At 41.5% G+C, this 12,676-nt stretch carries 7 protein-coding genes; all 7 read right to left on the reverse strand.

All coding sequences use genetic code 11. From position 1 onward, the window contains the following. Nucleotides 1-100 precede the first annotated feature (100 nt). The 7 genes from F7734_RS05640 to F7734_RS05670 all read right to left on the reverse strand — a co-directional run bounded on the left by F7734_RS05640 (nt 101) and on the right by F7734_RS05670 (nt 12,550). Nucleotides 101-2,974, reverse strand: a complete 2,874-nt coding sequence (locus F7734_RS05640) for an NHLP bacteriocin export ABC transporter permease/ATPase subunit (RefSeq protein WP_155743754.1) — start codon at nt 2,972-2,974, stop codon at nt 101-103. Between the two features lie 17 nt (nt 2,975-2,991). Next, nucleotides 2,992-5,220 (reverse strand): NHLP family bacteriocin export ABC transporter peptidase/permease/ATPase subunit, encoded by a 2,229-nt coding sequence (locus F7734_RS05645; protein ID WP_166481744.1) that lies wholly within the window; start codon nt 5,218-5,220, stop codon nt 2,992-2,994. Continuing rightward, nucleotides 5,207-6,652 carry an NHLP bacteriocin system secretion protein gene (locus F7734_RS05650; RefSeq protein ID WP_155743755.1) on the reverse strand — a complete coding sequence of 482 codons (1,446 nt, stop codon included), beginning with the start codon at nt 6,650-6,652 and terminating at the stop codon, nt 5,207-5,209. Before F7734_RS05650 ends, F7734_RS05645 begins: the two co-directional genes overlap by 14 nt. A 158-nt stretch (nt 6,653-6,810) precedes the next feature. Next, nucleotides 6,811-7,908: a cyclic nucleotide-binding domain-containing protein gene (locus tag F7734_RS05655; protein WP_155743756.1), complete on the reverse strand. Its 1,098-nt coding sequence runs from the start codon at nt 7,906-7,908 to the stop codon at nt 6,811-6,813. 70 nt (nt 7,909-7,978) lie between these two features. Then, nucleotides 7,979-9,136: a hypothetical protein gene (locus F7734_RS05660; RefSeq protein WP_155743765.1), complete on the reverse strand. Its 1,158-nt coding sequence runs from the start codon at nt 9,134-9,136 to the stop codon at nt 7,979-7,981. Beyond that, on the reverse strand, nt 9,136-9,942 hold the full coding sequence (locus tag F7734_RS05665; protein WP_155743757.1) for a MinD/ParA family protein: 807 nt from the start codon (nt 9,940-9,942) through the stop codon (nt 9,136-9,138). The genes F7734_RS05660 and F7734_RS05665 overlap by 1 nt, the downstream gene beginning before the upstream one ends. 37 nt (nt 9,943-9,979) lie before the next feature. Then, entirely contained in the window at nt 9,980-12,550 is a 2,571-nt protein-coding gene (locus F7734_RS05670; RefSeq protein ID WP_155743758.1) for a hypothetical protein, read from the reverse strand. Nucleotides 12,551-12,676 lie beyond the last annotated feature (126 nt).

Raw genomic sequence — 12,676 nt, forward strand, 5'->3', positions numbered from 1 at the left:
CCACACTTCTAGTGTGAGGGCGTTTTGGCGAAATTAGGATGCTCATAATAAACATCGATTCGCACATTCATCCCTTTATTATGCAACGCTAGAAAGATGACTACGCCATTTGTCGAGCCATCAGTTGTGCAAACAGTCCTTCTTGAGAAACTAACTCATCAAAACCACCTTGTTGTATCACTCGACCTGATTGGAGTACGTATATACGATGAGCATTGCGGATAGTACTGAGACGGTGAGCAATAACTAGCCTTGTGACTTGTAATTTGTTTAAACTTTCACTCACAATTGCTTGAGTTCTGTTATCTAAAGCACTTGTTGCTTCGTCAAATAGTAAAATCCGGGGTTTCAACACCAATGCACGTGCAATCAGAAGCCGTTGACGCTGTCCTCCAGAGAGGTTACCGCCTCCTTCACTCACCACGGTATGCATTTGCATGGGCATAGCTTTGATATCTTCAGCTAAGCCAGACATCCGGACTGCTTCCCAGGCTTCATCTAACGTGATATTCGCACCGCCAGCAATGTTGTCAAAAATCGAAGCTGACTGTAGCCGACCGTTCTGTAAGACCACGCCTAACTGTCGGCGCACTGCATCAACGTCTAAGCCTGAAAGGTCTTGACCATCATAGTATATAGCACCATCTTCAGGTGTCTCAAAACCAAGCAGTAATCGAAATAGAGTTGATTTGCCACTCCCAGACCCTCCGACAAGTGCAATAAACTCTCCAGGTTCTGCATGAATGTTGACATTGTCTAAAGTGAGGAGCCCATCTTTGCGGTAACGAAAGGTAACGCAATCTACTACAATTCTACCACTGAGCTTTCCCGGATCGGCTTTGCTTAAATCTACTTCTGGTATAGTTTCTAAGATGGGTTGAGCACGTTGCCATTGGGGAAGAACTTGCAAAGCATCTGTAATAATATTACTGACATTTGTGACACCTCTAATAAAAGTCCCAAAGGCTGTGTTGAAAGCAAGAAAAGTTCCAATCGATAAGACAACAGTTTTAGAAGTGAGCGACTCCTCAAGCAAGCGAATTGTCAACCAGAAGATGACAGCAGAGGTTAGTGTCGGCATCACTGTGTTGAAAACTGCTACTATATCGTCGATAAATTGAGTACTGAGATCGAGCTTAACTTGCTTGCTATAGTTTTTGCTCCAAACAGCAAAGGCACGCATTTCTGCCCCTGCAACACGCAATTTAGAAATGCCATTGACAATCTGGACTGTTTGCCCAAATATATTTCCTTGCATTTCTAACAGCGGACGGACTTTGCGGACAAGGATAATTCCTGAGATTGCTGTAACGGCAAGTGTTAATATAGCAACAATTAAGGCAACAATCGCTAATTTCCAACTATAGAAAAACAACAGTGCCAAGTTTAGCAATGCAAATATACCGCCAATCAAATTTATTAAAGTTGTACCGCTGAGTTGGCGACGAATTGTAGTAATGGAGGAAACGCGGGATTGCAGGTCTCCTGTTGTATACTGACGAAAGAAAGATATAGGTAAATTTAGCAGCCTGTCCCAAACGGCTGCTTGGGTAGAAGAGTCGGATACTGTCTCCATACGCAAAAGAGCTAATCCTTGAGTTAGGCGAAAGACTGTTGTTGCTAAAGCAACAATTAGCAGTCCTACCCCAACTTGCAGCAACAATCCTTTATCGCTGTCGGGAATGGCATTATCTATTAAGATGACAGTGGCTTGAGGTGTGAGCATCCCCAAGAGAGTCGTTAGGATTGCAATCGCAACAATCAGCAAGATGTTTTTTACTTGTCCTTTCAGTGCAAACCTAAAGACATCAAAACCTTTGAGAACTTTATCGGGTAAAGACCGATAAAACATACACGCAACAGGAGACAGCGTTAGCGCAATTTGTTCGTTGACAGGAGTGCGGGTTTGCTCAATCGGGTCAAAAACTTCATAACGAGTGCTGGAAAGAGGTAAAAGTGCTACCGGGCGATTGTTGTTTTCTAAGTATGCGACTAAGGGACCGCAGTTTCTTTGCCACCAGTTATCTCGCAAGAGCACTCGTCGCATCCGCAGGCGTGAAGAGCGTACAATAGCTTCCAAAGGGTCTTTAAAGCGTTTGAGGTCTTCAGAGCGAGCAGGGGGACGAATTTTTACACCCAAAGCTTTACCAACAGCACCAGCGACCACGAGTAAGGGTGCTCCTTCAAGAAACAAAGTGGCTTCGTAAGAACCTAAAGCTGATGCTAAATCCCCTAAGGCTTCTGCTGTAACACGATAGTTAGAGTTAGCTTGTTCTTGCAACCTCTGAAATTCTTCTTGAATTTCTTGTTGCTGGTGAAGAGCAATGCAGCTTAGGAACTGGGTATGAAGTTGAGATAACCCACTTAAAAGAATCTCTGGGTTTTGAATTGTAGATGTTATTTGAGTGCTTAACTGAACTGCACCTGAAGCTTGCAACCACATGATATCAGTTATAGGGAAGACTTCCGATGTGGCATCAAAAGTCAGTTCCTCAAACCCCATCCATCGAACACGACCTTGATGAATTTTTACCCAACAAATAGCACCTGCTTCCGGTTGAAATGTTTGATTGTTGTTGAGAGAATAACGTGCTGGTTGTCTTTGAGCCTTTACCTGAATCATTGGTTGAGTAAACAAAGTCAAGACAGAACTGAATTCTTGCAACCAATTCTCAATTAAGGTGAATGCTTGTGACTCTCCAAGTGCGATCGCTTCTTGAAAGTATGCTTGCTCAACCTGCAACAGTTGTACTTCCCCCATTGGCACTGCTAGAATTTGGTGGTGTTCGTTGGCAGTTCCAAACAGAGCATCTCCCGAACATTGACTAAACAAATAACGGCGATGTCCTTTAATTGCACCATTATCAATAGTGACAGCAAACAATGCTACAGTACCAGATTGAACAATCCAAACAATATTAGGATTGTTCAGCAATATTGGTTCATTGCCTTTAACGTGATATATTTCTTTCATCCTTCATCCTTCATCTTTTATCCTTCAGTACGTATTAACCGCGAGTAAACACCATTGGTTTGCCATAATTCTTGGTGAGTCCCTCTTTGAACAACTTTGCCACGGTCAAGAACGATAATTTCATCACAATCGCGGATAGTACTCAAGCGATGGGCGACAATAATGCAAGTGCATCCCCGTCGCCGCAGGTTGCGATCGATTGCTTGTTCTGTTTCAGCATCTAAAGCACTTGTGGCTTCATCCATGATGAGAATAGAAGGATTATTGACCAAAGCACGAGCTATTTCCAACCTCTGTCTCTGACCTCCACTTAAATTGCCTGCACCTTCCATCAATTCTGCATCGTATCCTCCACTCATGGAAAGGATAACATTGTTGATAGCCGCATCTTGACAAGCTCTTACCAAGTTTTTATCGGAAACTGTCGTATCCCACAAAGTCAAATTATCTCTAACCGTACCACCAAACAACAAAATATCTTGCTCTACCATTGCAACGGAGTTTGTCAGTATTTGGTGGGGGATTTCATTTGTCAGTTTTCCATCAAAAAAGATTTCTCCCTTCCAGGGTTGATAAAGCCCAGCAATTAACTTAGCAATCGTAGATTTGCCAGAACCGCTTCCTCCAACTAAAGCAACCCGTTGTCCCGGCTTAATTGTAAGACTAAAATTTTCAATCAACGGTGGTTCTAAGTTACTATAACCATACGTGATATTTTTTAATTCCACGTAACCTTCGAGGCGAGGAGATGAAACCAATTCAGCCCCACTGTCTTTTCTCTGCTGCAGTTGTGGATCGACGGGGTTTTGTAACACATCATCAATACGAATCAAATTCCCTTCTAGTGTTTGAAGGGTACTGCCAAAGTTAACCAAGTTATTAACAGGTGTTAAAAAGTTCTGCATCATACCTTGAAAAGCGATGAGCATACCAATACTGAGGTGTCCGTTAATAACTCGCCAACCACCAATAACCAGTAAGCCTGTGGAAGATAAGGATGAAAGCAGAGTTGGTAATACAGAAAAGACTTGGTTTGTAACTCCTAATTCCTGTTGAGAATTTATCGCTTTAGTGTAGTATCCCGACCACCGGGCGAAGAAATCTGATTCCAAACCAGATGCTTTTAGCGTTTCTATACTTTGAAGAGCAGCTATAGATGCTCCAGACGCTTTGCCATATTCTTGTATTAACTGCTGATTGGCGTCAACGCGCTGACGAGAAACGAGCTGTAAAGTGAAAACGTTCACAGCCGCAAAACCAAGCATCAGTAAAGTCAGAACTGAGTCATACTGGAACATGACAGCAGCATAAAAAAGTATCATAACCGTGTCGATAACCGTGGTTGCTAATTGCCCGGAAAGCACTTCTGCCACTTCGTCATTAAGACCGGTACGGTTGCTAATTTCCCCGGCAAAACGTTGAGCATAAAAACTTACAGGCAATCGCAGGATGTGCCACAAAAAGCGACTGGACATCCCTACAGAAAGTTTAACTTTGAGTCGGCGTAAATACTTTAATCTTAAAAGTGTCAGTATCCCCTGTAATATAGCTGTCACTATCATCCCCAAAAGTAGAGGTCGCAGCCAGTGCAGCCTTCCCTGAATTAAAATTTCATCAACAAAAACTTGACTAAAGACGGGGACTATCATACCCACTAAGGTCAATAAAAATCCCGCCAATACACAATAAGCTAACGCGCCAACAGCACCTGCAAGACGCACCGATAATAAAGAAAGTATGCCCGGTTTGGAACCTCCTTTGGTGAACTCATCACCCGGTTCCATGAGTAACACCACACCAGTGTATGCTTCATCAAATTCTTTTTGGGATACAGTTCGCGGACCACTTGCAGGATCGTTTAAATAAACTCTATTGGTATCAAATCCCTCTACAACCAAGAAATGGTTAAAATTCCAAAATACAATGAAAGGAGGGGTCAGATTTTTCAGGGCTTGTAGTTCTTTTTTAAAGCCTTTTGCCTGAAGCCCATATTTTCTGGCTGCTTTTAGCACATTAGAGGCTTTACTACCATCACGTGAAACGCCACATTCGCGTCGCAATTCTGGTAGGGGAACAACTCGACGATAGTAACTTAAAATAATTCCTAGAGCAGCAGCACCACACTCTACTGCTTCCATTTGCAAAAGAGTGGGGGTTTTAACCCTTTTGCTGGCTCCTTTTAGGAGCTTTTGCAGGTGCTGCAAAGGGTGAATAGGTACTGCTGATGAAGGACTAGTAGATACCACTGTAAGACCTCAGGATTGGTAAAAGGAATGTGATTGGTGCTCGTTCATCTACCTTGACTCGAACAAGAGTGGTTGTTCCAGAAGAGATTTTTTGTTGTGGTCCATTGGAAGAAGACCACTTGTAACCACTGAAAGTTGAGGTATCCATCTGTAGTTCGGAGAATACTTGCATGACTCCTTCTTGTTTGTCAGAAACTAACCCTGAAACAACTTCTGGATTACCGACTAAATTTGTCGCAGCTTCTTTTGTAATGGGAAACGGTGAAACACTAGTCACTTTGCCGATTATCCCTCCAAAGCGTTCCCGCTTGACGATTTGTGGTGTCACTTGCACTGTCATACCTTGTTGGATTTTCTTGCCATCCTGTACGGGAAAATAAGTAACACCCATAAGTTTGGTTGTTGTGTTCTCCACATCTATACTTGCTAAACGCGCACCCGCATTCACAACCTCTCCCGCATTCACTGTCATTTCAAGAATTCGCCCAGAGTGTGGGCTGATAATTTGGCTGTTATTTCCCAGTTGCAGTTCTAGTTGGGCAATTTCTCGTTGAACTTCTTGAATTTCTTTTTCCCGGAGAGTTGAGTTTTCTAAATCTTGTTGAGCAATACTCGCTTCTTTGGTATTCAGTTCTTGTAACTGGGCTTGAATATTTTTTAGTTCATTGAGGTTTGACAAATACTGTCTTTGTTCATCAGTTTCCTTCAAATCTAGCTGTTTTAGCTGAGATTGAACATCATCAATACTTGCACGAGCATTATCGTATTCTTGACGTGATTGTAACACAACATCATCTGAAACTGCACCCTCTTTAAAAAGTTGTTGTCGGGTATCCCATCTCTTTTTATAAGTGGGAAGCAAATTTTCTAGAGTTTTTAAACGTGCTTGTAAATTTTCACGCTCGCGTTGGATTGACACAAGCCCTTTTTCTCTGAGAGTGGGTGTCAATTCTCGTACAATTTTTAGCCTTTGCTGAAGACTATAACGTTGTTCTGCGATCGCTTTTCGATCTAAATTCTGACGTTGTGCTTGGATTGAACTTGTATTGCGATCTTGCTGTTCTAATTGTGCTAGTTTGGTACGTGCCAATTGTAGCTGTTTGCGGAGGTCAACTTGGTCAACGGTTGCCAACACATCTCCTTTTTTAACTATATCTCCAACCTTGACATTAAGGTCTGTTAATTGTCCCGCACTTCTTGATTGTAGTGCTACTACTTTTCTGGGGAATATTAGCACTCCTCGACCTTCTACAGTAATAGGAATGCGTCCGTAAATACTCCAAATGAGCGCTCCCACTACTAAAGAACCTAAAGCACTTATAGGTAGCCAACTCTTGGGGCTAACAACTTGCATCAGTTGGTCTAGTCTTTCTGGTGAAGCCAAACGTTCTATTGACTCTTTTCGGAATAAATTAGGCTTTTGCTCTAACATTTTAGGGGGTAGGGGGTAGGGATTTTTGATGAAAATCTATTTTGACTTAAAAAATCTAAATGAGACTGAGATAAAATAACAAATGACCAATGACAAATGACCAATGACAAATGACCAATGACAAATGACCAATGACAAATGACCAATGACCAATGACATTAAATTCTTTGTAAATGCCCTAACATCCAATCAAATCTGCTTCCTGCAAGTGCCATCCGATCCAAAACATTAAAATCGAGTTCATCTTCGTATTCAACATTGTCATTCAGTGGTTGTCCTTTGGTATAAACACGCCTACCATAACCAAATTTGACAAGCATTCCATGAAGTCGATCGGAAAGCAGTGTGGCAATGACACGATAAAAGCGAGCAGCAAATCCCACATCTTGCTGTAATTTTGTTGCCAATTCTTGTCGGGGAATTGATAATACAAGTGAATCTTCTAAGGATTTTACAGTTGCTGAGGGCAAGCGAGTATCAATAAAGGGGGTTTCTCCAATAATCTCGCCCTTGGACAATCTGGCAATTTCTCTCCCTACAGTTTCACCTCCTTCAATAGCTGCAAAAGCACGGGCGAGAGGATTCATTTCGTTTTCTGAAATAAAAACGGACATTGTTCCACCAAGTAGCACATACAGGGCGTCTACAGGTCCTCTCTCGCGAATAAGTACAGTGTTAGCTGGTATTTTTTGCGGTGTCCCACAAGCCATCATCCAATCGATGTCACTGTCGTTTAATTCTCCTAAGACACAGAGTACATCTCTGAGTGGTTGTCCTTTTGCTTGGTTGCTACGACCAAGTTGATTGATGATATTTTGGAGTCTATCTGAAAACAATATTGCGATCGCTCGGTAAAATCGAGCCGCAAAACCCGTATCTTGCTGTAACTTGACTGCAAGTTGTTGTCGGGGAATTGACATCACCAAAGATTTTTCGATAGCGCTGACAGTAGTTGCAGTGGGACGAAAACCCACAAAAGGAATGTCTCCTACGACTTCACCACTAGAAAGTCTCGCAATCTCTCTACCTGAAAATTCGTCACCTTCTATGGCTGCAAATGCACGATTGAGAGGATTGTTGCTACCTTGAGGAATCGTGACTTTTAAAGTTCCATCCAGCAGAATGTGGAGGTTGTTTGGGGTTTTGCCTTCTTGAACCAAAACAGTACCAGGAGATATTTCTCTCCGACGTCCGGTGAGGTTGATCCAATCAATATCGCTGTTGTTTAATTCTTTTAGCAGAACTTCTGTTGTCATAGTCGTGTAGATTTTGGATTGAGAAGTTAAGAAACTGCAGCCTGTAGCAGATGAACGCGGATAAGATGTTCTACATATTTTTCAGTTGGTCTATATTCTTTTTAATTTGCAAAGCAGCTTTATCTGAAGCTAATTCTTCTAAAGTTAAACAAGTTAATGCTGCTAGGACTAAAATTTGATGGTTGGGGGTTTTGATTTCATTTGCATATTCAGTATGAAAGCGCTGTAGATTTTCTGCAGCATTTTTCACTAACGCCTGTAAAATCTTGAAAGAAGCTTCGGAAAGTGGTGGTTGCCCTCGGTAATTTTGAAGTCTACCTCCTTCTCTATATTTGGGGAAGGATTCTAGCCCCATAAAATGCAAAAACCAATCAGAGCGATAGTAACCACATGCAGCTACAATGCCTCTGTAGTCAGCGATTAATTCGTCTAGTAAGTTGTTTCGCATGGAGGAGAACAGGCGGCGTGTCAGGTAGTGCGTGCATTCATGTTCTAAACGAATTGTTAAGGATATACGCTGCCATTCTAAGTCTGTGAGTCCTATTTCAGTAGCAGCAACATTGCTATAGAAACCTCCACTTAAAATGATGAATTTATCCTGATAAAGATGTTTTTGAGGGATAAGTTGTTTAAACTCATTTAACCAATCAGCTTCGGAAAAATTCTGAGACTTTTGAGCTTCCCACTGTCTTCGATATCGTCGAATTCTATCCCAATTGTTGAAACCAGCTACAATGCAAGCTCCCATAGAAGCAGGAATTGGACGTGGTTCGTTATGCATAGTAAGGGCTTGTACGAGGGTAACAAAATCCTCTCGATTTTCAGCTAGTAAAACCGGGATTCTTCCTGCTAGAGTTTGATGCAAGAATAATTGCAATTTTTCTGTGTTTTTTAAGTTTAAACCAGTTGCTTCAACAGTATTTTCTACTGAAATTCCCTTACGCGTAGCAGCACGATAAACTTCAGTCTGGCTGATACTTTGTTGAATGGGAAACTGAAATTGAACTAAAGCTTGCTGTAGGACTTTAAATGTTCCGATGACTTTCGCTCGATCGGTATATTCTTGCCAAATAGCAACATGAGGTTCAGATGGGAGTGGAAATGTGAGGCGAAGAGCAGAATTGTTATGTTCAAAAATGTTTTGATTGTAAGCTAGCAGTTCTTCTCTTTGTGAAGCATCAGCACCATAAGAAGCAAGTACGCTAGCACGCAATTCTTGTTCAAGCATCAAGATTTAACACCTCCGACAAGTACTTTCTTTTGCTCACCAACAACTTCTTGGGCAATTGCTTGCACCGTCAGGCTGAAGGAATGAGTGGGGTTGTCCAAACAGAAAATGTCGCTACTAGCAAGTTGAACCAATTCTTCAGAAAGTGGTATAATTCCAGCTACTGTCGTATTGTATGTTGTCTCTATCTGTTTTTGCAAAGCTTCAAAATTGAATGTAGGCAGTGCTTTATTAAGGACTAACATCATTTTAGGAACTTGCAACTTGCGAGCTACATCTACTGTAACAGCAGTACCCTGAAAGTCTTGGCGATCCGGACGCAGGATGACAACTAAAATATCAGAAATAGCAATGGAAAGAAGGGTTTCTTCGTTCAACCCCGGATGAGTGTCAATTAAGAGATAGTCTAGGTTAAGACAGTGAATCAACTCTTTGAATCCGTCATTAAGGCGTCCTACATCATAACCTTCACGCAAAACTCTGGCAATTTCACCTGCTTTAATACTAGAGGGAATCAGATAAAGATTGCCTTGTGCTGATACCTGTCTTTGTTTTGCCTTTAAAACATGGCTGACATCATATGCTGCATCTTGAATTTGGCTGTTTCCCCACAAGTAATCATTTAAGGAACAATTCATTTTTTCTTCATCTAAACCGAAGATGACATGAATTCCTGGCGATTGGATGTCTGTATCGATAATACCTACATTTTCACCTTGGGTTGCTAGCGTTGCTGCTAAGTTAGCAATCAAGTTAGATTTTCCAGTACCGCCACGAAAGGAATGAACAGATACAATCTTTGCCATAATATCCTCCAAATAGTTTAAGTAGGGAGTAGGGAATTTAGACCCCAGTCCAGGTTATTGTCAAATAACACTCATTGCCGATCGCTGGTAGTAAAACTTTGCCTCCAGAGAGTTTTAAGTCAAATTGCATCTTTTTATTTCCTCTACAAACCTCTAAATAAGCAGGTAAACTTTCAAAGTCGCCATTAGGTTTATCTTTATGCGCCCAAACTCTCAATTCTTCTGTGCGTTTGGTTGGTAATTGAAAAGTAGCATAGGATAGCGATGAAGGCGAAGGAATTTCAACAGTGGCTGCAAGTATTTTTTGCTCACCTTCAGCATATCCCAAACAGACTTTTGCTATTTTGGGTTGCCCTCCAGCCGTAATACTAAAAATGGTTTTTTCTCCATGTTCTTCTCTCATTTCTACAACAGTACGTTGAGTGAATGCCCCTGTGTATTTCATAATAAAGGTTGTTACAATAGCCATAATTGCAATACCAATGGCACTGGTACGGGCAATAGGATGTTCCCATATAAACAAACCGTGGATGATAAGCACAATGAGAAAGAAACTGTAAATAGCTGTTAATAATAGAGGATGGTTCAGAAGTTGAAAAACAACACTGGGAACCATTTCACCTTTACGTCGGCTAGAAGCCAAAATCAGAACAGGAAATATTCCACCCACTAGGGAGTTTCCTAGCACACCTGCAAATCCAAGAACGTTAGCAAAGGATTGTGTATCGGCAAAGAACAACCATTCGGTTAACAGAAAAACAAGTATGAGAGGGCTTATGGACAGTAACAAACGTTGCTTTACTAACAAACTTAACCACAACTGTCGGTCTTTTTGTTGTTCTGCTGTATTTGTTCCTTGTAAGATTCCTTCATAAGTCAGAATCATTGATGAGGTGATTTTCAAACAGACAACTTCTGAATTTGCAGACTGTACTTCTACAATCAAGTTAACATCATTGCGCTCAAGACCTTTGAGTTGAGATAGAATCTCTTTGATTTCCCAACGCTTGTAAACTATTATCTCAATGTGACGAATGTTGCCATTTAACTGAATATCCAGGCGGAATTTTGGATGATTCTCTGCTAGCCCTAAATAAGTCAGACCAATATGAGGAATTTTGTTGGAGTGATTGCGCGGTTGCAAAATTAATCTTCCCCGTTGGCATGGCAGCATTAAGATAGGTTGAGGTTTGCTGGGTAGCCACTCTTTCACTATGTTAACTAGCAAGCTGGAACTCCGAATCCATGCCATTCCTAAGAGAAAGGTGACTAAAACTGCTCCTATGATTTTGACAATAGGACCAACTTGCTGTGCTAGCGGTTCCAGTACAGTTCCTGACTGGCTTGCTAAAACTTGTGGTGCGATCGCTCCATTAATTGCCAACACCCACACGCAAAAGAGGACAGTTAAAAAAGCTGTTCCTGCAACACTGCCCCAAATAAGAGAAGCTGCGCTTTTATCTCTGGGTAGCACCAGTTTAGCACATTCACCTACATAAATGTGTCCAAAATAAAGCATAAGCATCACACCAAAAACTTGATGCAGTATTTGAGGTTTAAAAGAATTCCCATTGAAGAAAGGCAAGTTAATATATAGCAGATTGCTTAATTCCAAATGACGGAACGCTAGCAGCGAGAGCAGCAACAGTAAGCTAACATTAATTGCTGCTAACAGTACCATAACGGTTACTGTAAAGCTAACAGATTTACGTGATATGAAGTATAGTCCAATTAAGAATAGTATAATTGCCCAAATCTGTGCAGATATGGGTGTAAAGTTTGCCATTGCTGTTGACAAACCAATATAACAGGCTAAAGCGATTAAAAAGACACGAATACCTACAGCTAAGGAGAGAATAAAAGAACCAGCACTACCAAGATAGTTAGCAGCTAATTGTTTAATAAAGGCGTTATTATAACGAAAATCCCCACTGCGACTAATTGCCTCTGCCATGCAAACCATCGTCAGAATATTAATAGCTCCTAATACGATTAAAAATATTAAAGTAATTAAAGGTCCAACAGTAGCACAGGCAATAGGCAATGCTAGAAAAGCTTGAGGAAGACCCAGAGCAACAGTCACTAAAGAAGCAATCCAGAAAGGGGGTAAAGATTCTACTCTTTGAGTTACAAGGTTTGCGCTCCACCTTATCTGTTCTGTAAGTGAAAGTCGGGGAGCAAATACTGTATCCAATTGCTTCCGGTATTGACGATAATAAGTTTGCTGCACTCTATCCTCGTCCATGCTTAAAGCTAAGCGGATATGAGGTATAGTTTGGTACGTAAAGTTGTACTTCTGACTCATAGCATGGATGACAGCAGCTTTCACCTTGGGATTCTCAGGCACCAAGGGCGACCATTGGGGAGCATACTGTTCTAGGTGTTGAATAGTAGGATGGAGTGGAGGCGCTTGTCCTAAAGCGAAGGCTTCCAAAAAAGCAAGAGCGCGTTCGTTAGCTGCTGACTCAGTTAAGGAAAACTCTACTCGCGAGCGTGTTACAAGGTGTGCTGTTTGGCTTTCTATAAGGAACAGTAAAGTGTTTGCTCGCTTAGCTGGTAAACCTGCTAGCGCCTCTTCTCGCGAAATTAGTTCGTAGTCATCAGTCATTGGTTAGTGGTTAGTGGTTAGTGGTTAGTGGTTAGTGGTTAGTGGTTAGTGGTTAGTTGTTATTTGTTGGTTGTTAGTGGTTAGTGGATAGTTGTTAGTGAGTAAGAGCTCGGTGAATGATGATGT

The sequence above is a fragment of the Scytonema sp. UIC 10036 genome, from assembly GCF_009725235.1.